We start from the raw sequence: 20,048 nt of genomic DNA, 5'->3' as shown, positions 1-20,048 counted from the left end.
TCCTTACTCTGCTTTTACTAAAAATAAAGGTTGTCCGTATTCAACCAGCTGGCCATTTTCAACCAATACTTCAACGATCTCGCCTTTCACTTCGGCTTCGATCTCATTAAAGAGCTTCATCGCTTCCACAATGCAGACGACAGAGGATTCTGTTACCTTCGAACCGACTGTTACGTAAGGATCGGCTTCAGGCGAAGAAGACGCATAAAACGTTCCGACCATCGGAGAGGTGATTTTGTGGAGGTTTCCGCCGTCTTTTGCGGCTTCTTCTGCTGCAGGCGCATCCTGAACTGGCGCTTGCTTCGCCGGAGCTTCCGGAGCCGGTGTTTGAACAGGCGCTGCGGCCACTTGCTGGATGGTTTGCACGGTTCCGCTTTGTTTTTTCAGTTCAACCTTCGATCCTTCGTTTTCGTATGTAAATTCATTTATCGAAGATTCATCAATTAATTTTATCAACTGTCTGATTTCATCAATGTTTAACATGCTATCGCACTCCTAATGAAAAAGATTTTACGCATTTATCAGTTAGTACTAAAAGTACATACTATATTCATCTTACAGGAGAGGAATGCCGAATTCAACTACAATCATGAGCGCCCTGCATCAACAGGGGCCTCAGACATAAAAAAATCCCGCTTTTTGCAAGCGGGACATGTTCAATCTGCTGGCTCGAACGTCACAGCCACATCGTTTAAGTTTTTCACTTCTTTTGCGACGATGTCGATGATATCGGTGGCAGCGGCCTTCGAATGCTCCTTCGCCTTCACCGTAATATTGACTTTATCGCCGTCTGCATTGACCAAGGCATCTTTATAGCCTTTTGTTTTGATCAGGGTTTCAAGCGTCTTTTCCGTTCCTTCAGCTTCGCTGAGCTCTGTCATCTTGTCGTAAGCTTCGCTTTTTTCTTTTGCCGTCGCTTTATCGCTTCTGACGATTTCGGTTAATTCCTCCCTCTCCCTGCTGCGCTGATCGTCCATTTCCATGCGGTATGTCGTGAATAAATCTTCATCACCGGATGATTCTTTTGTTACGACTTCTCCGTTCTGTTCACTCGCAGACGTTTCTTTATCTTTTGCGTCTTTCCCTTCAGTTTTGTCTTTAGCAGGCGCTGTGTCTTCTTTGCCATCCTTGGCAGGCTCTTCTTTCATCGGTTTTTCTTTTTCAGCGGCGACTTGTTCTTTGTCATCCACCGTGACGACATTTTCTCCTTCAGGCGACATAATGTAGTAGACACTCAGCACAACGACGAGACTTAACATGGTTAAAAGCCAAACCGTTTGTTTTTTCAGCATCATTTATGAATCCTCCTTCATTTTTTTAGGGGCAACAGCGACGCGGTGGCTCGGAACATCAAGAACCCTTGTCACTGCTTCAATGATGGTCTTTTTTATTTGAACGTTGTCGACTCCTTGAGCGACAACGAGAACACCCCTGATATCGGGCTTTTTCGTCTGAACGACGACAGGCGTCTCTTTATCTCCGTTTTTGATGATGACAATTTCTTCGTCGGAAGACATTTCAGACACCGTTCGCTTGCCTCCTTGTTTATCTGTCTCATTCGTTGAAGTCTCCTGGGTTTTTCTATTTTTCTCGAATATTTTCAATGAGGTTGCGTCAACATTGACGACGATTGATACGTCTTCAACGCCGATGATCGTTTCCAATATGTCTTTGAGCTGATTCTCATATTCCTGTTCGTAATCTTGGATCGAGTCCTTCGGTTTGTCATCTGAAGCGGGTTTGAACACTTCCTTTTCACCCTCACCGCTCTGTCCGGCGCTTTCAGATGAAGCTTTTTGTGAAGCCGCCGGCTGATCTGCCGCTCGATCTTGAGAAGGTTCGGAAGAGAAGATTTGACTGACGAGCATGAAGGAAACGCCGAGAACAAAAAGCAGCAGAAAGTAGTGATATTTCGTCAGCTTTTTCCCGTTTTTCTCGTCTTTTGGCAGCAGGTGGCTGATCAGCTTTTCGATCCAGGTTCTTTTATTCATTGCCGCTTCGTTCTCCCCCTTCAATATGAACGGTAATCTTGTCGGGGCTTATTTCCCATATGCCTGCAAGCTGTTCTCTGACTTCCCCCGTCTCTTTCTTTTCTCTTTCTCGCATTGGCTGGTAGCCGCGATCCGTATTGATTTCGACAGGAGCGACGGCTTGGACCGTTTTTTCGGATGCCGGTTCCATGAATACCGAGACTTCCGCATGCTTACTGAGATCTTTCTCTGTTTTCAGCTGGCTGTCAGAAGAAACCGCGACTCGGTCAATCTTGTATTTGTCGCTTGTAAACCTTCCCTCTGCGCTCTTTTTCAATTGAACAGCCATTTGTTCTAAGATATATGCTTGTTGTGAGGCTTGTATTTCTTTTTTTTCTGAATTCAGCTGATTTTTTATTTCGTTTGACTGAACTTGTCCGTTTTTTGTAAGCCTCTCAAAGATGACATCCGGATCGGTCCTGAATAAAGAGAAAATCGGATTCAGTATCACAACGATCAAGAGCAGGCTGATCACCATTTTCGCGTATTTTTGCATGCTCGAATTCGGCAGAAGCATATCGATGACGATCGCCATCAGAATAAATAGAATAATGTTCGTGAGCCACTCTGTCAGAAATTCCATCTCATCCCTCCCTACTTCATCATCATCGTCAAATTCCCCGCTGTAATGATCACGGTTAAGCTTAAAAAAAACATCAGCGAAACGATGGCCATGGCCGCGAAAATGTAGATGACGCTTTTGCTGATGACATCCAGGCAGCTGATCACCGGACCGCCTCCGAGAGGCTGGAGAACGGCTGCGGCAATTTTGTATATGAGCGCGAGGGAGAGGATTTTGATTGCGGGAAAGGCTGCGATGCAAATCAAGATCGCCACCCCGAGTATCCCGACGGTGTTTTTCAGCAGGAGAGACGCGCTGATCACCGTGTCCGTCGCTTCGGTAAACATGCGGCCCAATACGGGGATGAAGTTTCCGGTGATGAATTTGGCCGTCCGCAAAGTAATGCCGTCCGTCACTGCGGCTGAGGCGCCCTGAACCGAGATGACACCGAGGAACACGGTTAAAAATGCAGCCAGCGTGCCGATCGCCGCGTTTCTGAGGAGCTGAGCCAGCTGTGTGACTTTATACTGGTCCGTCATCGTGCTGACAATGCTTAAAATCGCTGATAAAAACAAAAGCGGCAGCACGATATATTGGATAAACAAGCCGCTCGTGTTCATGAGAAAGAGAATGACCGGATGAAAAAATGCGGCTGAGGCGGCTCCTCCCGAAGTCGCCATCAGCGCTAGAAGCAAAGGTACGAGCGACAGAATAAAGCTTGTCATCGTCTGGATCGCTTCATTCGCATATGTGACGGCAACCCGAAAGCTGTTGAGCGCAAGAATGATCAGCACCATGTAGACAATTGCATACGCCACTTTGCTGACGGTGCTTTGCTGAAACGCGTTTTGCAAAAGCTGAAGCAGCACGCAGAAGATGGTCAACAGGATCAGCGTCCCGAGCAGTTTCCCGTTAGCCAGCACTTCATGAAACAAGTAAGAAAACAGCGCTTTGCTCCATTCCTCAGGCGAAAAGTGCTTTTCACCTTTGACAAATTCAAGCAGGCTTCCTTTTTGACTTTCGGGAAGGTGTCCTCCATACTCAGTCAAAATGTTGTTCCAGAACTCCCCGACCCGGTCAAGCTCCAAACCTTCAGCCTGCTCTCTGGCCATCGCTTCAGCCGATTCTTCCGCGGCGGGTTCCCCAGCCGGCTCCGCTTCTTGTGGCGAAGCTTGTACATCACGCGCTCCAAAGCATACGATTCCTATGACCAAGAGCCAGAACAGAAAACGCTTCACTCAGGAAATCCTCCTTTCTGACTAAGACATGGAAGGGATGAGTCCGATGATCGTTTCGATAATGACAGTTAAAATAGGCACGGCCATGACTAAGATGAGGATTTTGCCTGCCAATTCGATTTTTGAAGCAATCGCACCCTGTCCGGCATCTTTCGTCAGCTGGGCGCCAAACTCCGCTATATAAGCAATCCCGATAATTTTCAAAATCGTTTCGACATACATCATGTTGATGTTGGCATTGGCAGCTATTTTTTCAATCATCCGAATGATTTCGTAGACTTGATCGACTAAGAATAAAAAAATCGTGCATCCGGCAAAAACGACAATCATAAAAGCAAACGTCGGTTTTTGCTCTTTCACAATCAAGCTGAGGAAGGTGGCGATCATTCCCAATCCTACGATTTGTACGATTTCAATGAGTGAGCCCCCCTATCCTTGAAATAGAAAGACAGCTTTTATCTTTTGGAATAGATCATCGACAACAGTAGCCACCATGAACAATATATAAATGAATCCTAAAAGCGTGACCCATTGGGCATATTCCTTCTTCCCCATTTGATCCAGTATGGTGTGAAGAAAAGCGACGACGATCCCGACGCCGGCAATTTGAAAAATAATATTTACGTCTACTCCCATTTCGTGTATGCTCCCCTCTTCATTACATCAATAGAAGAATCAGCAGCAGTCCCGACAAGAACCCAAGGCTCTTCACCATTTTTTCATTTTTCGCCTGGGCGAGATTTGCTTCAGCTTCCTCTGTCTCTAAATGGGTTAACGCCAGTTTGATATGTTTTTGCTGAGAAATCAGATCATGACGGCCAAGCGTTTCGCCGAATTGCCGTAAAATCTCGTATTCTTTCTTTTTGAGAGCCGTTTCGGGCCATACTTTCTCCAAGCTGTCTTCCCATGCCGTCCCCGCTGAAGCGCTGCCTTTTTCCAGCTGTTCTGCAAATGTCTGAAACAAAGAAGCTATCGGCCCGGAAAGCTGGTGTGCGATCTGCTTTGACGCCTGAAGGAGCGGTGTGTGCCCGTACATGATTTCAGCCTCTAAAGACTGCAAAGCGGCCAACAGCTGGCGGATTTGCTTCGGTCTATCCCTGAAAGGCTTCGCCATTTCAAATCCTGTCCATGTGGCTGCTGCCAAAATAAGCACGGCACCTAAAAGCTTCAGCATAATAACATCCTCTTCGCCGCACCGAGCGGCTCTCCATTCCCGTTCAAGATGCGGCTCAGGCTGCCGGGACCGTTCTTTCTGGATAGTTCCACGATTCTCTCAAAAACCCGGTGCTCCTGAAGCATTTTCAATGATGGACGCCTGGCGATATCGGCATATGAGGAGCCGTGAGCCGAAACGATGACAGACACCCCCGCATGGACCGCTTCCAAGAGCGCTTCTGCGTCTTCCATTCTTCCGATCTCATCGGCGATCATAACCTCCGGACTCATCGATCTGATCATCATCATCAGGCCTTCCGCTTTTGGACAGGCGTCAAGGATGTCTGCCCGGTCGCCGAGCCGATATTGCGGGATACCGTTTACACAACCTGCGATTTCAGACCTTTCGTCGACGATTCCCACCTTTTTGGCAGACACGTTGCCGCTCCCTGAGCTGATCAGCCTGGCGAGATCTCTGAGCAGTGTTGTTTTTCCGGTTTGCGGCGGACCGATGATCAGCGTGTTCAGCCACGAGTTTTGAAATAAATGAGGGACATACGGTTCGGAAATGCCGATTTTTTCTTTGGCAATGCGGATATTAAATGATGATATTTCTCTGATTCCTTTGACTGCTCCGTTTTCGACGACAACCCGGCCGGCAAGCCCCACGCGGTGTCCGCCTCTGATCGTGACATATCCTTTTTTCAATTCCTCTTCCAGTGTATACATGCTGTAATTTCCCAGCCTGTTTAAAAGAAGCGCCGAGTCTTCAGGCGTCGCCGCATAAGGGAGAAAGCGTGGCTTTCCTTTGTTCACCAGTTCGAGCGGACGACTTGTCCGAATCCGAATTTCTTCTATCTGATTGATTTCATGGTCGCCAAAACCGTTGAGCGCGCGTTTGATCGTATCGGGGAGAATCTCTGTGATGTGATGCAAAAACACTCCCTCCTCTTTTTGCTTGTCTTCTATAAAAATGTATGATCAACGGAAGACATTATGACAAGTCGGTCTCTCTTATCATGTGTCACTATTTATAGATCCCCGCGATGATCAACACCACTCCCATAAAGATCAAAATCAGCTTTGCGTAAGAAAGCTGCCCTGCAATCTGATAGATGCCGATTGTCATTGTAATAATAAAGATGAGCGGTCCGACCATCGCAAGCACACTGTTGACCGCCACGGCTTTTCTGACGTCGTTTGTCAAAAGCATTACGACAGCCGCCGTCAGTTCGATCAAAGATGATACCACTCTTAACGCAGCCATTGTCAAAACCGTCGGATTGACTTGTCCAAAGAAAAGCTTCATGATCTTAAACCTCCAGTAACACATCCTCTTTTTTTACAATCTATGCTCCTCATTGAAAAAGTAGTCTTCCGATTTTTCTATTTGGCCTGTGAGAGGTAAAAGATTTCAGACAGCAAAAAAAGAGCCGGCTTCAATGAAGCCGGCTCTTTCCCGCTGTTACTCTTATGCTCTTGATACGTAAGATCCGTCAGAAGTATTGACAACAAGCGTATCTCCTTCGTTTACGAAGAACGGCACGTTGACAACAAGGCCTGTTTCTGTTTTTGCCGGTTTTGTTCCGCCTGAGGCTGTGTCGCCTTTAATGCCCGGTTCTGTTTCCACAACTTTCAGTTCAACTGTATTCGGAAGTTCGATTCCGATCGTCTCTGTCTGATACATCATGATGTGGACAGACATATTTTCAAGCAGGAATTTGAGCTCGTGTTCGATTTGCTTCTCGTTCAGCTCAAGCTGCTCGTAAGATGTCGTATCCATAAAAACGTGCTGGTCGCCGTTGGCATACAAGTACTGCATCGTTTTTGTTTCAATTTGGGCGCGTGCCACTTTTTCACCTGCGCGGAATGTTTTTTCCTGAATCGCGCCTGTGCGAAGATTTCTCAGTTTGGAGCGGACAAATGCCGCACCTTTTCCCGGCTTAACGTGCTGGAAGTCAACAACGCGCCAGATGCCTCCATCTACTTCAATCGTTAATCCTGTACGAAAATCGTTTACTGAAATCATGATTATCCTCCTATTGCTCCAATCAAACGGATTATAAAATAATTAATTCTTTCGCGGAATGGGTAAGGGATTCGTTTCCTTCCTCTGTCAGGACAATATCATCTTCTATCCTGACCCCGCCTTTTCCCGGTATGTAAATTCCCGGTTCAACCGTTACAACCATGCCTTTTTCAAGCATCTGGTCCGAACGTGCTGAAAGCGCCGGACTTTCATGAACTTCCATGCCGAGGCCGTGGCCTGTTGAATGACCGAAATACTCGCCGTAGCCTTGTGAAGATATGTAGTCCCTTGTATAAGCGTCAGCCTGTTTCCCGGTGATTCCTGGCTTGATGCTCCGCATGCCGATAGCCTGCGCCTCAAACACGGTTTGATAAATGCGTTTCAGCTCATCATCCGGCTCTCCTACCGCGACCGTACGCGTTATGTCCGAGCAGTAACCTTTATAGTAAGCCCCGAAGTCCAATGTCACAAGGTCGCCTTTCTCAATCGCTTTGCCGCTTGCCACTCCGTGCGGCAGACTTGAGCGTACGCCTGATGCCACGATCATATCGAAGGACGAATGATCCGCTCCCTGGCTCCGCATGTAAAACTCGAGCTCATTGGCGACTTCAATTTCGGTGATGCCGGGCTTTATGACCGTCAGAATATGGCTGAATGCATCATCTGCAATCTTTGCAGCTTCCTTTAATATCTTAATCTCTTCACTAGACTTAATCAAGCGCAACTTTTCCACAGATTGAGAAACAGGAACGAGTTCAGCTGCGCCAAGCTGCTCTTTGTAGGCGGCATACGTTCCGTATGTCATTTTATCCTGTTCAAAACCGATTTTGTTTATCCCCATCTCTTTGATCACTTCGGCGGCCTTTTGAACGATTCCGCCGGCATGCTGAACAATGTCAAAGCCTTTGACTTGATCTTTCGCCTGTTCTGTATAGCGGAAATCTGTAATAAAGACCGCTTGGTCGCCGGAGATGACCGCCAGTCCTGAAGATCCGGTAAATCCGGTGATGTACCGCAGATTAACGCTGCTCGTCACCAAAATCCCGTCAATACCCAAACCGCCGAAAAGCTCTCTCAATTTGTTTAGTTTCATTGTCCACTAGTCCCCCTATTTGTTATTTGCGTTCATAAAATAACAGATGGCCAGCTTATAACCTTCAAAGCCGAGTCCCGTGATCTGGCCTCTTGCAACCGGAGCGATGACCGAGCGGTGCCGGAACTCTTCCCTCGCATGAGGGTTTGAAAGATGGACCTCAATCACCGGTATGCTGATTGCTGCCACCGCATCGCGGATGGCATAGCTGTAATGGGAGAAAGCCCCCGGGTTCAGGACAATTCCATCGTATTGTTCCTCTGCCTCATGAAGAGCATCAATCAGGTCCCCTTCGTGGTTTGATTGAAAAAAAGTCAATTCAATCTGAATGCCTTCGGCAAATTGAAAAAGTTTTTGTTCCAAATCAGTTAATGTGTCTGTACCGTATACATCGGGTTCGCGTTTTCCAAGCCGGTTTAAATTCGGTCCGTTCAATATTAAAATATGCGGCAACTCTGCCTCCCCCTTCTCATCACGCAAAAAAATGTCCACTTACAGTGAACATTTTATCATATTGCTTCCTGATCAGGCACTATTCTCTTGTTTCTCCAAGGGCCCGCGTCAACTTTTCAGAATTGAGCTCATTGTATTCAAACGAAATGGAATAGCCGACGAATAAACCGTAAAGTAGGTAAATGCAAAGCGTCGTCACAACCGTTTCCCTCTTTAATTCAGCCACAGTCTGAACATCTGGGAACATCGGATTGAACAGGTAAAACACGACAGCCCACAAAACGGCTCCATATACAATGCCTGCCCACATGCCTTTGACCTGCTTCAAAGTGCCGTAGTAAAGCAGGGCAGCTCCGATGGAAATAACACCGATCAGCAGGATGCTGATAAACGTCCCGAGAAATCCGTTTTTCCAATCGCCGATGACAAAAGGCTGGAGAATCATGTTTGCATTGACTTCGGAGAACTTAAAAAGGTACGCAAGCTCACCGAGTGCACTCCAAAGCACTCCGCCGACAAAGCCAGTCGTGATCACCCTTCCGATGAAAGTCATCGGAGTTTCACGCTTATTTTGCTCAAGCTCTTCCGGCTGTTTTTGATTGTCTTCATTACCCATACAGTCCAGATCACCTCCATTTCCAGTATGTCCAAAAACAGCCTCGCCAACATCAGCTTTCCCGGATTTTTAAGATCCGAGTGTAAAAAGCATGAAAAAGGGTATACTTTAATTAGATTTGGCTTTGTAATAGGTTCGAATTTCTTAAATTTTTGAGCCCGTCAATCTAGAGGTTTCAGCGTTTTTCCTGTACAATAGGTGTAAGGAAATGGTTAATGTACTCATAGATTGATACAGATAGGTTGATGCAAATGTCAAATCAAACAAAACAGCCCGCATACGGAGGGCAGGCTGTCGTCGAAGGCGTTATGTTCGGCGGCAGGCGCCATTATGTAACCGCGATCCGCAGAAAAGACGGAAGCCTTGAATTTTTTAAGCTGCCTCGGAAAACCAATCCGGCGCTTGAAAAATTTAAAAAAATTCCTTTTCTCAGAGGGATTATCGCGATTATTGAAGCAAGCGCGAACGGCACCAAGCACTTGAATTTTTCGAGCGAACGCTATGACCTCGATCCTTCTTTAGACGATCAATTGAAAGAAGAGAAGCCGTCCAAGCTGACGATGATTTTTGGCCTCGCCGCAGTCGGCGTCCTGTCTTTTTTGTTCAGCAAGTTTATTTTTACGCTCGTGCCCGTTTTTTTAGCGGAGCTCACCCGTCCGGTCTTTCAGTCGGACGTCGCGCAGATTATGATCGAAAGCTTTTTTAAGCTGCTCCTTCTCTTAAGCTATATTTACGCCATATCATGCACTCCTTTTATTAAAAGAGTTTTTCAATATCACGGAGCAGAACACAAGGTCATAAACTGTTACGAGCAAAATCTGCCGGTCACGGTTGAAAACGTTCAGCGGCAGTCAAGACTGCACTACCGATGCGGAAGCAGCTTTATTTTATTCACCGTCATCGTGGGCATGTTTGTTTACTTGCTCGTTCCTACTGACCCTCTCAAGTTCCGTATTTTGAATAGACTCGCACTGATACCCGTCGTTCTCGGCATTTCATTTGAAGTTCTGCAGCTGACAAACAAACTGAGAGACATCCCCGTATTGAAGGTGCTCGGCTATCCGGGTTTGTGGCTGCAGCTTTTAACAACGAAAGAGCCGTCTGACGATCAGGTGGAAGTCGCCATCGCAAGCTTCAATGAGCTTCTTCATATGGAGACCAAAGCAGAGGACGAACAGAAGGAACCTTCTAATATCGTAATGTAATGCAACGAATTGGTTAATTTTTTGGGAGGTGGACAGTTATGAAGCAACGCGTACATCCTGTCTCAGCTTTAATTATTGCGTTTGGAATTTTTGGGTTTGTCTATTTCGCCGTCACAAGTCCGGGCCGCCTGCTCCAATACTTGGTTGTTTTTGCAGCGGTCGGCGCCATCATTTATTTCGTGATCAGGCGCATTTCCAATCGCGATATGGGCAGTGAAGGAGCCGCTTTTAAGAAAGCAGCCAAGCAATCCAACAAGCGTTTTCAAGATCACAAAAAACGCTCTATAAAAGGCAAGGTTAATCATCTGAGAAGCGTACCGTCTATTAATAAATCGAAGCCGGTATTGGTGAAGAAAAAAAGCCAGACTCAGCTGACAGTGATTGAAGGCAAAAAAAGCAAAAAGAAAAACAGGGCTTTCTTTTAAAACGTCCACTGTTTCAAAAATAATTCTGTTCGTTTTTTTCCTAGCTCGATTAGAGCTAGTTTTTTTTCTGCCGACATCGCGAATTCAGTCGACAGGACTTCCTCAACAGGTAAAAAAATGATGTTGCGCTCATGTTTTGTGGCAATGTGCCTGGCGTCATGCGCCTCTTTCATCGTCTCAAACAGCGCCCCGAACAGTTCGAACGCATTTTTAATCGTTTTCTTCGGCCTCTCTTTTTCATTGGGCATCAGCGTGATCCCCAATACCGGCCGTTTTTTTTCTGTTGTAAACAGCCACATCGGAAAATTGCTCAGAACTCCGCCGTCTACGACAACGCTGATGCCGCTGGAGGACTTGAGCTTCACCGGCTCAAAAAAATAAGGAATGCTGCAGCTCATCCGGACCGCCCTGGCGACGGAAAAACGCCTTGGGTTTAAGCCGTATCTGTTTAAATCGTCAGGCAGCACAAGCATCTTGCCATTCGATAAGTCGGAGGCGATCAACTTCAGTTTTCCCTGTTCAAGATCCCCGAAAACTGAAATGCCTTTCGCTTTCAGCTTTTCGGAAATCCAGTTTTCCAGTTTATCTCCTTTATATAAACCGAGCCGCCAATAAATCGATGCCCATTGCAGCATTTTCAAAGGCAAGAGTGAAAATCTCGGGTCAAGGAGCTCGCTTTCATTTAATTCTTCCATCATTTGACGGATCTCCGCGCTTGTATAACCTGCCGCGATAAACGAGGCAATAATCGAACCGGCGCTCGTTCCGGCCAGCCTTTTAAATCGGAAGCCCCGTTTCTCAAGCGCCTCGTATGCCCCCACAAGTGCAATCCCTTTCATACCGCCGCCTGAAAAAACCCCGTCGATGTACATCGCGATCTCCCTCCCTTAAAAGATGGCTTTACACCATTTTAAGAAACGGACAGAAAAAAAAGACCATGAGACAAAGCGGCAGCTGGAAAAACTGATACGGAAAGAGAAAAGCCGCCGTTACCCGGCGGCTTTTATTGATTTTCCTGTTCGTTTCTTTTTTGGACGCTTCTCAAATCGTCGATTCTTTTGCTGTCGTCTTCAAAATACTGCACAAGATCTCCGACACGGTCAATGCTGTTCCAGCTTAAATGATGCTCGATTCCTTCGACATCATCATAAATTTTCTCTTCGTCAACACCAATGATTCGTAAAAACTGCTCCAATAATTCATGTCTGTATACTAAACGTTTGCCTATTTTCTTCCCTTTAGGCGTCAGCACGAGGCCGCGATACTTTTCATAAATCAAATATTCGTCTTTATCGAGTTTTTGAACCATTTTTGTAACCGAGGAGGGATGGACGGCCAGAGCTTCGGCTATATCTGAGACCCTTGCATATCCTTTTTCTTCAATCAGCATATAAATTTGTTCTATGTAATCTTCCATACTCGGTGTTGTCATCAAATCCCTCCAAATCACACCTATTCAAATCATAACAAGTTTACACTATGTGCATGTAAAAAACAAGCAACGGGATAACGTTTTCACCCGATTACCTTCTATAATTCCATTCATCTGCCGCATACTTCGTTCTGGCGAGATCGGCGACAAATTCCGTTTCCTCTTCTGTCAGTTCATAAGGCTCCAAATGAATGTTAAGCCCCTTTTCGAACCCTTTTTTAAAAGCTTTGCTCGCTTCTTCAATCGTGATTTTTTCTTTTGCGAGCTCATTGATGGCGACCGCTTTTTGTTTGAAGTTTCTCTGCATGCGCTCTCTGAGGCGATCATTTTTGTAAATAAACAAATCAAAGAGCTTGTCCTCATCCAGATCAAGAAGGATCGAACCGTGCTGGAGAATGACTCCTTTCTGCCTCGTCTGGGCGCTTCCTGCGACCTTTCTGCCTTCGACAACGAGCTCATACCACGACGGCGCGTCAAAACAGACGGAAGATCTCGGGTTTTTCAGGCTCTGTTTCTCTTTTTCCGTTCTTGGTATGGCGAAATACGCATCAAGTCCCAGCTCTCTGAAGCCTTCAAGAATACCTTCTGAGATGACGCGGTACGCTTCCGTCACCGTCTTGGGCATTTCCGGGTGTTCTTCAGACACAATAACACTGTAGGTCAGCTCTTGATCATGGAGCACGCCTCTTCCGCCGGTCGGCCTTCTCACAAAGCCTAAACCGTGTTTTTTGACGGCATCCAGATTGATTTCCTTTTCGATATTTTGGAAATAGCCGACTGAAAGCGTTGGCGGATTCCAGCCGTAAAAGCGGATGGTCGGCGGAATCTTATTTTCGCTGTGCCAATAAAGGAGCGCCTCGTCGAGCGCCATATTAAAAGCGGGATCCTGTCGTCCCGAATCGATAAAACGCCATATTTCTTTTTCCATAACCTACCCTCTTTTTCTTTGGTATAAAATAAGTCTACCATTCCCTCTTAAAATTGAAAATAAATTCGGCGAATCAGATGACAGATTTCTGAGGCTTTACTATAATAGTATTTGTCTTAACATATCGTTAAAAATCTCCCGATTATCAGACGGGATGAATTCAAAAAGGAGTCGGATCAGATTGTCTACCAGCAGCATTATCATTCTCTTGATTTGCGCCGCGCTCATCATCTACGCGGTCGTTTCATACATCTATCAGCAGCGCATTATGAAAACCTTGACAGAAGAAGAATTCCGGGCCGGCTATCGCAAAGCACAGCTCATCGATGTGCGCGAGCCGAACGAGTATGAAGGCGGCCACATTTTGGGTGCGAGAAACATTCCGCTTTCACAGCTTAAGCAAAGAAAAAGCGAAATCCGTCCTGACAAACCGGTTTACCTGTACTGCCAAAACAACGTCAGAAGCGGAAGAGCCGCCCAAACGCTCCGCAAACACGGCTGTAAGGAGATTTACAACCTGAAAGGCGGGTTCAAAAAATGGGGCGGAAAAATTAAAACGAAAAATTAATAACCGCAGCTGTCTCCAGTTGCGGCCAACATCCTAAAGCGTCTTTGCGTTTTAGGATTTTTTTTAGCATATCCTGCAGACAATCAAAACAGGCGGAGCAGATGATCCTTCAAATAAAAATAAGCCGGCGAAATGGGTTCGCCGGCTTTGTTCGTTATTTTTTCAAGTCTTCGATTGAATTGACATCTTTCATGTAGGTCGGAACGACAAGGCCAATTTTTACGCCTGTCATGCTTGTACCGATATCTTCGTATTTGCCTTTGTATTTTTCAGCATATGTTTTATGCGTTTGCGGCAGCCATGCAGCAAGTGAAGCATCGACGCTTCCATTTGCAATTCCAGTCCACATCGGGCCTGCTTCTACTTGGCTGAGCGTCACGTTGTAGCCTAAGTCTTCAAGAACTTTTGCGATGACATTTGTGCTCGCAATTTCACTGTCCCATGCCACATAGCCGAGCTTAATTTTTTCGCCGTCCGCTTTATCGACGCCTTTTGTCCATTTCTTAACAAGGTCTTGATGTTTTTTAACGAAATCTGCTGCAGCTTCTTCCGCTTTTTTGCCATCCTGAACGGCAAGCATGACTTCTCCCATATCATCCTCTGTCCAGCTGAATTGGCTGAGCAGCTTGTGTGCGCCCGGATGATCGTCCTTGAATCCTTTGCGCGTAACAGTATGGATTTCTTCGGCATCGCCGTAAGAACCTTTTGGATCTTTCAAATATTTGAGATCGTATTTTGCAAACATCCAATGCGGTGTCCAACCCGTAATAATGATCGGATCTTTTTTATCGTAAGCTTTTTTCAATGCGGCTGTCATCGCTGAGCTTGAGCCTGATGTTACAGCCCACTTGCTGAGATCGTAATCCTTGAGCGCCTTGTCCGTTGCATTCATAATGCCCGCTCCAGGATCAATGCCGGTAATTTTATAACTGACTTGATCGCCTACAGACGCGTTTTCATTATTATTGCTGCTTCCGCAGGCAGCCAGACCCAATGTCAGTACTGCTGCAGTGCCGATTCCCGCTATCTTTTTCCACATTATGCATTCCCCCTGCTTTTTTTCAATTTTATATTTTGTGTAACCCGGTCAAGTACGATCGCAATAATAACAATCGCAAGCCCGGTTTCTACACCAGTACCCGTTTGCAGCTGGGTAACAGCCCGGTAAACTTCTTCTCCAAGTCCAGGCGCACCTACCATGGATGCAATAACGACCATTGACAACGCAAGCATGATGCTTTGATTGATACCGGCCAGAATGGTTTTCGTCGCAAGCGGCAGCTGCACTTTAAAGAGCCGCTGGCTTGTCGTTGAACCAAATGCTTCTGTAGCTTCAATCAGATCTTCCGGCACCTGCTGAATTCCTAAGATTGTCATCCGGATTGTCGGAGGCATCGCAAAGATAACGGAAGCGACAACACCCGGCACAACCCCAATATTGAAAAAGAAGATGGCCGGAAGCAAATAAACGAATGCCGGCATCGTCTGCATTAAGTCAAGAATGGGCGTAACGATTCTCCGAACCGTTTTCTTTTGGGAGCCCCAGATTCCGACCGGAATGCCGATAATGACAGAAATCAGAACGGATGTGACGACAAGCGCCAATGTCTGGAGCATGGCGTCCCAATATCCTAAATAATCAATGATAAAAAATCCGATTAAAGTAAACAGCGCAATGCCTCTTTTGCTGATCAGCCAGACGAGCGCGGCAAAGATAACGGTCAAAATAACCGGCGGAACAAAACCCAGGCCTTGGACAATCGCATCAACAAACGATTCCACTCCGCTGGCAATTCCGTTAAATACCCCGCCGAACGACACCGTCAGCCAGTCAACAAACTGATCGATCCAATCGGCTAAAGGAATGCGGGGAAGCGATGATAAAGTAAACATTATCTCACCTCCTGAACAACAGTTTCATGAGCTGGTTCATGATCTGAATGTGCATTAATATACCGGTCATTTCCGGCAAGCGCTCCGATTAACGCGCCTTTGACGATGATCCCTTTCATCCGCTGTTTTTCATCGACGACAGCAATCGGGATGCTGGCATCAGAGACCAATTCAAAAATATCCGTCAGGACCGCATTCTCTTCCACGGTTGTAATGTCTCTCGAGATGACGCTCTCCAGCGTCTGGCTTTTTTCGGCTGCTTTTTTAGCTGTTTCAGCATCAACAGAACCAAGAAGCCTATTGTGTTTGTCAACGGCATAAATCGAGGAAATCCCGAGGTTTTTCATCAGCGTCAGAGCGACGCGCGGCCCTTTGTCTGCGCGTACGGTTTCAGCGCGTTTCATAATATGACCGGCTGTCAGCACTTTAGACAAGTCGACATCTTCAACGAATTTTTCAACATATTCATTTGACGGGTTCATTAAGATCTCTTCCGGCGTACCGATTTGAACGATGTTTCCGTCTTTCATCAATGCGATTCGATCGCCGATTCTCAGCGCTTCATCAAGATCATGGGTAATGAAAATAATCGTTTTGCCTACTGATTCATGCAAATCGAGGAGTTCATCCTGCATATCTTTGCGAATCAGCGGGTCAAGCGCGCTGAACGCTTCGTCCATCAGCAGAATGTCCGGATCATTCGTCAATGCGCGGGCAAGCCCGACGCGCTGCTGCATCCCGCCGCTCAGCTGATCCGGATATTGCTGTTCATATCCTTCAAGACCGACAAGCTTTAATGATTCCATAGCTCTTATCCGGCGTTTACTTTTATCGACTTTTTGCAGTTCCAATCCGTACTCTGTGTTTTCAAGAATCGTTTTGTGCGGAAACAGAGCGAACTTTTGAAAGACCATGCTGATTTTTTTCCGGCGGATTTCCCGAAGCTGGTCTTTAGACATATTTGTTATCATGTCACCATCTATGTACACATGTCCTGCAGTCGGTTCAATCAGCCGGTTTAAAAGCCGCACCAAGGTTGATTTACCGCTCCCTGATAGACCCATGATGACAAATATCTCACCTTCATACACGCTAAAATCCGCTTGGTTCACCCCGACGGTCGCCCCGGTTTCTTTCAGAATTTCTTTTTTGGTTTTGCCATCGGCAAGCAGCTGCGTTGCTTTCTTTGTATTTTTCCCAAAAACTTTAGACACTTTTTCTACTTTTATCTTGATTGGCTTTTCGTCTGAATTCATATTTCTCCTCCCGTATGAAGCAATCTAATATACCGTAACATTTATGTAACATATGAGACAAACGGCATATTCACTGTCATTTTGTATCAAACCTTCATATTCATCGTTGTCACTCTCTACCCTTGTGAATCCTTTTAAATACTCCATAATCCTCTTCTTTTAAGGCAAATTAAACCATTATATTTGATAAAAACATTGAAACTATCACGTTTTACAATGTAATTTTTATTTTTAATTTTAAATTTGATGAATTTACTATTTAATACGAGAGAAATCCTTATCATTCAGTACATAAACCGTTTACATAAAGATGTTTTTTTTACAAAAAAACCGGCGAAATCGATCCGCCGGCTTCTTATCATTTTTCATAACGCAGCACGGGCTTCCGCGCAGCTTTTGTTTCATCCATGCGTTTCACAACGGTTGAATGCGGTGCTTCCTGAACGACTTCAGGCGTTTCCTCCGCTTCTTTTGCAATCTGGATCATCGTATCGATAAACGCATCGAGCGTTTCTTTAGACTCTGTTTCTGTCGGTTCAATCATGATGCATTCCTCGACATTGAGCGGGAAATAGATAGTCGGCGGATGGAAGCCGAAGTCCAAAAGCCGCTTTGCGATGTCAAGCGTCCTGACTCCCAGCTTTTTCTGGCGCCTTCCCGACAGCACAAATTCGTGCTTACAGTGCCGGTCAAACGGCAGATCGTAGTATGGAGCAAGCTTTCTCATCATATAATTCGCATTTAAAACGGCGTTTTCCGTTACTTCTTTGAGCCCGTCCGGCCCCATTGAACGAATGTACGTATAAGCTCTCACATTGATGCCGAAGTTTCCGTAGTAAGGTTTCACCCTGCCGATCGAATGCGGACGGTCATGGTCAAAGGTATAACGGCCATCTTTTTTCACCAGCACCGGCTTCGGCAAATACGGAATCAATTCCTTCTTGACGCCGACAGGGCCTGATCCAGGTCCTCCGCCTCCATGCGGTCCTGTAAAGGTTTTGTGAAGGTTCAAATGGACGACGTCAAATCCCATGTCACCCGGCCTTGCTTTGCTGAGAACGGCGTTCAGGTTCGCTCCGTCATAGTACAGCTTTCCTCCGGCTTTATGGACGATTTCAGCCATTTCTAAAATATTTTCTTCAAAAAGGCCGAGCGTATTTGGATTAGTCAGCATTAACGCGGCTGTTTCTTCATCTACGACACGCTTTAAATCTTCAAGATCAACAAGACCGTCGTCATTCGATTTGACGGTGACCGTTTCAAATCCGGCAACAGTCGCAGACGCCGGGTTTGTACCGTGGGCCGAATCAGGTACAATGACCTTCGTCCTTTTATGATCGCCGTTTGCCTCATGGAACGCGCGGATCATCATCAGCCCGGTCCACTCGCCGTGCGCACCCGCAGCCGGCTGAAGGGTGACCTCATCCATCCCCGTGATCTCTTCCAAATGCTCGCTCAAGTCGTACAAGAGCTCTAGCGCACCCTGCACGGTCCGTTCATCCTGGAGCGGATGGATCGCAGAAAGTCCTGGGATTCTCGCGATTTTTTCGTTAATCTTCGGATTGTACTTCATCGTGCATGAACCGAGCGGATAAAAGCCCGAATCCACTCCGTGGTTGCGCCTTGATAAAGCCGTATAATGGCGCATAATATCAAGCTCAGACACTTCGGGGAGATCTGCCGGTTCATCTCTGAGATACGCTTCGTCAAGGACGTCTGTCACATCTGTTTTAGGGACGTCAAGCTCAGGAAGGCTGTAGCCGACCCGCCCTTCTTTTGATACTTCAAAAATAAGCGATTGATCCTGATTATTCATGGCGATCCCCCAATTCATTCATGAGTGTATCGATTTCCTCTCTTGTTCTGAGCTCTGTCACGGCGATCAGCATGTGCTGTTTTAAATCCCGATATGAAGCGCCGAGATCGTAGCCTCCGATAATATTTTTCTCAAGCAGGCGTTCATTCGCTTTTTCGACAGGTTCATTGAGCCTGACGACAAACTCATTGAACATCGGTCCGTCAAACACGACTTCAAGACCGGCCCGTTTAGCTGCTTCTTTTGCGTAAGCCGCTTTTTGCAGGTTCTGCCATGCGATTTCCTTGACGCCTTTTTTGCCGAGCGCCGTCATGGCGACTGATGCGGCAAGCGCATTGAGCGCCTGGTTGGAGCATATATTTGATGTTGCTTTATCCCGTCTGATATGCTGCTCGCGCGCCTGCAAGGTGAGAACGAATCCCCTTTTCCCGTTTTCATCTTCCGTCTGACCGACGAGACGGCCAGGCACTTTTCTCATCAATTTTTTCGTGACGGCAAAGAATCCGCAGTGCGGCCCGCCGAAAGCGGCCGGTATTCCGAACGGCTGGGCATCCCCGACAACGATGTCAGCTCCCAGTGCCCCGGGCGGTGTTAAAAGCCCGAGAGCCAGCGGATTGGCGGACACGATGAACATGCTTTTCCCTTTATGGGCGATCGGTTCAATGTCTTTCAGCGGCTCAATTCGCCCGAAAAAGTTAGGGTATTGGACGATCACTGCTGCTGTATCTTCACAGACGGCTTCATCAAGAGCCGCAAGATCTGTTGTTCCGTTTTTGGCAGGGACTTCTACCACGTCGATGTACTGTCCTTTCGCATACGTTACTAAAACCTCGCGCGATTCGGGATGGACGGTTTCCGAAACGACAATTTTTTTCTTTTTTGTATGTCCTGAAGCAAGCATTGCCGCTTCGGCTAATGCCGTTCCCCCGTCATACATCGACGAGTTGCTGATATCCATGCCCGTCAGCTCGCAAATCATCGTTTGAAATTCAAAGATCGCCTGGAGCTCCCCTTGAGAAATTTCAGGCTGATACGGTGTATAAGCCGTGTAAAATTCCGACCGCGAAATCACGTGGTCCACGATGACGGGCTGGTAATGATCGTATACGCCCGCTCCCAAAAAAGAGGCGTGCATCACTGTATCTTTATTTTTAGCCGCGAGTTTTGTCAGCTCTTTTGTGAGCTCAGTCTCGGACTTTGCCTTTTTAATTTGGTATTCCCCTTTAAATTTGACGCTTTCGGGTATATCGGAGAATAGCTCTTCGATCTTCTCGACTCCAATTGCCTCAAGCATTTCTTTTTTATCCTGATCTGTAGCTGGCAGGTAACGGTGCTTCATCTTCAGTCTC

The 20,048-nt window shown here is 46.5% G+C and carries 25 protein-coding genes; 3 read left to right on the top strand and 22 right to left on the bottom strand.

What is annotated here, in order from left to right:
* Positions 1–3 precede the first annotated feature (3 nt).
* The 14 genes from accB to ACVC9U_RS06235 form a co-directional block, all read right to left on the bottom strand.
* Positions 4–483, bottom strand: a complete 480-nt coding sequence (accB, locus tag ACVC9U_RS06300) for an acetyl-CoA carboxylase biotin carboxyl carrier protein (protein ID WP_075752405.1) — start codon at positions 481–483, stop codon at positions 4–6.
* 173 nt (positions 484–656) lie between these two features.
* Positions 657–1,295 (bottom strand): SpoIIIAH-like family protein, encoded by a 639-nt coding sequence (locus ACVC9U_RS06295; RefSeq protein WP_075752403.1) that lies wholly within the window; start codon positions 1,293–1,295, stop codon positions 657–659.
* Entirely contained in the window at positions 1,296–1,991 is a 696-nt protein-coding gene (spoIIIAG, locus tag ACVC9U_RS06290; protein WP_075752401.1) for a stage III sporulation protein AG, read from the bottom strand.
* The gene (gene spoIIIAF, locus ACVC9U_RS06285; RefSeq protein ID WP_035338364.1) at positions 1,984–2,613 is read right to left on the bottom strand and encodes a stage III sporulation protein AF; all 630 of its coding nucleotides are present in this window, start codon (positions 2,611–2,613) and stop codon (positions 1,984–1,986) included. Before spoIIIAF ends, spoIIIAG begins: the two co-directional genes overlap by 8 nt.
* A gap of 11 nt (positions 2,614–2,624) precedes the next feature.
* Positions 2,625–3,830: a stage III sporulation protein AE gene (gene spoIIIAE / locus ACVC9U_RS06280; protein WP_441390300.1), complete on the bottom strand. Its 1,206-nt coding sequence runs from the start codon at positions 3,828–3,830 to the stop codon at positions 2,625–2,627.
* Between the two features lie 21 nt (positions 3,831–3,851).
* Complete coding sequence (gene spoIIIAD / locus ACVC9U_RS06275; RefSeq protein ID WP_256164082.1) at positions 3,852–4,247, bottom strand: stage III sporulation protein AD; 396 nt, start codon at positions 4,245–4,247, stop codon at positions 3,852–3,854.
* Between the two features lie 12 nt (positions 4,248–4,259).
* Positions 4,260–4,466 (bottom strand): stage III sporulation protein AC, encoded by a 207-nt coding sequence (spoIIIAC, locus tag ACVC9U_RS06270; RefSeq protein WP_003183409.1) that lies wholly within the window; start codon positions 4,464–4,466, stop codon positions 4,260–4,262.
* Positions 4,467–4,488: 22 nt separating this feature from the next.
* Positions 4,489–5,004, bottom strand: a complete 516-nt coding sequence (gene spoIIIAB, locus ACVC9U_RS06265; RefSeq protein WP_020452145.1) for a stage III sporulation protein SpoIIIAB — start codon at positions 5,002–5,004, stop codon at positions 4,489–4,491.
* Positions 4,998–5,921 (bottom strand): stage III sporulation protein AA, encoded by a 924-nt coding sequence (gene spoIIIAA, locus ACVC9U_RS06260; RefSeq protein ID WP_023855174.1) that lies wholly within the window; start codon positions 5,919–5,921, stop codon positions 4,998–5,000. The genes spoIIIAB and spoIIIAA overlap by 7 nt, the downstream gene beginning before the upstream one ends.
* Before the next feature lie 91 nt (positions 5,922–6,012).
* Complete coding sequence (locus tag ACVC9U_RS06255) at positions 6,013–6,294, bottom strand: YqhV family protein (RefSeq protein ID WP_003183412.1); 282 nt, start codon at positions 6,292–6,294, stop codon at positions 6,013–6,015.
* A 162-nt stretch (positions 6,295–6,456) separates the two neighbouring features.
* Positions 6,457–7,014 carry an elongation factor P gene (efp, locus tag ACVC9U_RS06250; protein WP_020452147.1) on the bottom strand — a complete coding sequence of 186 codons (558 nt, stop codon included), beginning with the start codon at positions 7,012–7,014 and terminating at the stop codon, positions 6,457–6,459.
* A 31-nt stretch (positions 7,015–7,045) separates the two neighbouring features.
* Positions 7,046–8,107, bottom strand: coding sequence for a M24 family metallopeptidase (locus ACVC9U_RS06245; protein ID WP_020452148.1), 1,062 nt, complete (start codon positions 8,105–8,107; stop codon positions 7,046–7,048).
* Positions 8,108–8,122: 15 nt separating this feature from the next.
* Positions 8,123–8,560, bottom strand: coding sequence for a type II 3-dehydroquinate dehydratase (aroQ, locus tag ACVC9U_RS06240; protein WP_020452149.1), 438 nt, complete (start codon positions 8,558–8,560; stop codon positions 8,123–8,125).
* 79 nt (positions 8,561–8,639) lie between these two features.
* On the bottom strand, positions 8,640–9,176 hold the full coding sequence (locus tag ACVC9U_RS06235; RefSeq protein ID WP_020452150.1) for a YqhR family membrane protein: 537 nt from the start codon (positions 9,174–9,176) through the stop codon (positions 8,640–8,642).
* Between the two features lie 251 nt (positions 9,177–9,427).
* Between ACVC9U_RS06235 and ACVC9U_RS06230 the strand changes: the two genes are divergently transcribed.
* Together ACVC9U_RS06230 and ACVC9U_RS06225 are read left to right on the top strand one after the other, a co-directional pair.
* Positions 9,428–10,381 (top strand): DUF1385 domain-containing protein, encoded by a 954-nt coding sequence (locus ACVC9U_RS06230; protein WP_441390295.1) that lies wholly within the window; start codon positions 9,428–9,430, stop codon positions 10,379–10,381.
* Between the two features lie 38 nt (positions 10,382–10,419).
* Positions 10,420–10,806: an SA1362 family protein gene (locus ACVC9U_RS06225; RefSeq protein ID WP_020452152.1), complete on the top strand. Its 387-nt coding sequence runs from the start codon at positions 10,420–10,422 to the stop codon at positions 10,804–10,806.
* Here ACVC9U_RS06225 and ACVC9U_RS06220 read toward each other — a convergent pair.
* The 3 genes from ACVC9U_RS06220 to ACVC9U_RS06210 form a co-directional block, all read right to left on the bottom strand.
* Complete coding sequence (locus ACVC9U_RS06220; protein WP_020452153.1) at positions 10,803–11,678, bottom strand: patatin-like phospholipase family protein; 876 nt, start codon at positions 11,676–11,678, stop codon at positions 10,803–10,805. The genes ACVC9U_RS06225 and ACVC9U_RS06220 overlap by 4 nt on opposite strands.
* 131 nt (positions 11,679–11,809) lie before the next feature.
* Entirely contained in the window at positions 11,810–12,238 is a 429-nt protein-coding gene (gene mntR, locus ACVC9U_RS06215) for a transcriptional regulator MntR (protein ID WP_020452154.1), read from the bottom strand.
* Positions 12,239–12,329: 91 nt separating this feature from the next.
* Entirely contained in the window at positions 12,330–13,166 is an 837-nt protein-coding gene (locus ACVC9U_RS06210; RefSeq protein WP_023855177.1) for a lipoate--protein ligase family protein, read from the bottom strand.
* A 181-nt stretch (positions 13,167–13,347) separates the two neighbouring features.
* On the opposite strand from ACVC9U_RS06210, the gene ACVC9U_RS06205 reads away from it, so the two are divergent.
* Positions 13,348–13,734, top strand: a complete 387-nt coding sequence (locus ACVC9U_RS06205; RefSeq protein ID WP_020452156.1) for a rhodanese-like domain-containing protein — start codon at positions 13,348–13,350, stop codon at positions 13,732–13,734.
* 154 nt (positions 13,735–13,888) lie between these two features.
* Here ACVC9U_RS06205 and ACVC9U_RS06200 read toward each other — a convergent pair whose 3' ends face one another.
* The 5 genes from ACVC9U_RS06200 to gcvPA form a co-directional block, all read right to left on the bottom strand.
* Positions 13,889–14,773 carry a glycine betaine ABC transporter substrate-binding protein gene (locus ACVC9U_RS06200; RefSeq protein WP_441390291.1) on the bottom strand — a complete coding sequence of 295 codons (885 nt, stop codon included), beginning with the start codon at positions 14,771–14,773 and terminating at the stop codon, positions 13,889–13,891.
* Positions 14,773–15,627, bottom strand: a complete 855-nt coding sequence (opuAB, locus tag ACVC9U_RS06195) for a glycine/proline betaine ABC transporter permease subunit OpuAB (RefSeq protein ID WP_023855179.1) — start codon at positions 15,625–15,627, stop codon at positions 14,773–14,775. Before opuAB ends, ACVC9U_RS06200 begins: the two co-directional genes overlap by 1 nt.
* Positions 15,627–16,883 (bottom strand): glycine/proline betaine ABC transporter ATP-binding protein OpuAA, encoded by a 1,257-nt coding sequence (opuAA, locus tag ACVC9U_RS06190; protein ID WP_023855180.1) that lies wholly within the window; start codon positions 16,881–16,883, stop codon positions 15,627–15,629. The genes opuAB and opuAA overlap by 1 nt, the downstream gene beginning before the upstream one ends.
* Before the next feature lie 358 nt (positions 16,884–17,241).
* A complete protein-coding gene (gcvPB, locus tag ACVC9U_RS06185; RefSeq protein WP_023855181.1) occupies positions 17,242–18,699 on the bottom strand; it encodes an aminomethyl-transferring glycine dehydrogenase subunit GcvPB in 1,458 nt (485 codons plus the stop codon).
* Positions 18,692–20,038, bottom strand: a complete 1,347-nt coding sequence (gcvPA, locus tag ACVC9U_RS06180; RefSeq protein ID WP_020452161.1) for an aminomethyl-transferring glycine dehydrogenase subunit GcvPA — start codon at positions 20,036–20,038, stop codon at positions 18,692–18,694. The genes gcvPB and gcvPA overlap by 8 nt, the downstream gene beginning before the upstream one ends.
* Positions 20,039–20,048 lie beyond the last annotated feature (10 nt).

It is taken from the genome of Bacillus sp. GM2 (assembly GCF_056155945.1).
This window is presented reverse-complemented; position numbering and strand designations above follow the sequence as displayed.

Excerpts from the sequence above, each read along its gene's own strand:
- ACVC9U_RS06225 (WP_020452152.1), top strand. The coding sequence starts at position 10,420 with ATGAAGCAACGCGTACATCCTGTCTCAGCTTTAATTATTGCGTTTGGA.
- ACVC9U_RS06220 (WP_020452153.1), bottom strand. The coding sequence starts at position 11,678 with ATGTACATCGACGGGGTTTTTTCAGGCGGCGGTATGAAAGGGATTGCA.
- accB (WP_075752405.1), bottom strand. The coding sequence starts at position 483 with ATGTTAAACATTGATGAAATCAGACAGTTGATAAAATTAATTGATGAA.
- opuAA (WP_023855180.1), bottom strand. The coding sequence starts at position 16,883 with ATGAATTCAGACGAAAAGCCAATCAAGATAAAAGTAGAAAAAGTGTCT.
- mntR (WP_020452154.1), bottom strand. The coding sequence starts at position 12,238 with ATGACAACACCGAGTATGGAAGATTACATAGAACAAATTTATATGCTG.
- spoIIIAF (WP_035338364.1), bottom strand. The coding sequence starts at position 2,613 with ATGGAATTTCTGACAGAGTGGCTCACGAACATTATTCTATTTATTCTG.
- ACVC9U_RS06210 (WP_023855177.1), bottom strand. The coding sequence starts at position 13,166 with ATGGAAAAAGAAATATGGCGTTTTATCGATTCGGGACGACAGGATCCC.
- ACVC9U_RS06235 (WP_020452150.1), bottom strand. The coding sequence starts at position 9,176 with ATGGGTAATGAAGACAATCAAAAACAGCCGGAAGAGCTTGAGCAAAAT.
- ACVC9U_RS06245 (WP_020452148.1), bottom strand. The coding sequence starts at position 8,107 with ATGAAACTAAACAAATTGAGAGAGCTTTTCGGCGGTTTGGGTATTGAC.
- ACVC9U_RS06255 (WP_003183412.1), bottom strand. The coding sequence starts at position 6,294 with ATGAAGCTTTTCTTTGGACAAGTCAATCCGACGGTTTTGACAATGGCT.
- efp (WP_020452147.1), bottom strand. The coding sequence starts at position 7,014 with ATGATTTCAGTAAACGATTTTCGTACAGGATTAACGATTGAAGTAGAT.
- spoIIIAG (WP_075752401.1), bottom strand. The coding sequence starts at position 1,991 with ATGAATAAAAGAACCTGGATCGAAAAGCTGATCAGCCACCTGCTGCCA.
- spoIIIAC (WP_003183409.1), bottom strand. The coding sequence starts at position 4,466 with ATGGGAGTAGACGTAAATATTATTTTTCAAATTGCCGGCGTCGGGATC.
- gcvPA (WP_020452161.1), bottom strand. The coding sequence starts at position 20,038 with ATGAAGCACCGTTACCTGCCAGCTACAGATCAGGATAAAAAAGAAATG.
- ACVC9U_RS06230 (WP_441390295.1), top strand. The coding sequence starts at position 9,428 with ATGTCAAATCAAACAAAACAGCCCGCATACGGAGGGCAGGCTGTCGTC.
- ACVC9U_RS06200 (WP_441390291.1), bottom strand. The coding sequence starts at position 14,773 with ATGTGGAAAAAGATAGCGGGAATCGGCACTGCAGCAGTACTGACATTG.
- ACVC9U_RS06295 (WP_075752403.1), bottom strand. The coding sequence starts at position 1,295 with ATGATGCTGAAAAAACAAACGGTTTGGCTTTTAACCATGTTAAGTCTC.
- opuAB (WP_023855179.1), bottom strand. The coding sequence starts at position 15,627 with ATGTTTACTTTATCATCGCTTCCCCGCATTCCTTTAGCCGATTGGATC.
- gcvPB (WP_023855181.1), bottom strand. The coding sequence starts at position 18,699 with ATGAATAATCAGGATCAATCGCTTATTTTTGAAGTATCAAAAGAAGGG.
- spoIIIAB (WP_020452145.1), bottom strand. The coding sequence starts at position 5,004 with ATGCTGAAGCTTTTAGGTGCCGTGCTTATTTTGGCAGCAGCCACATGG.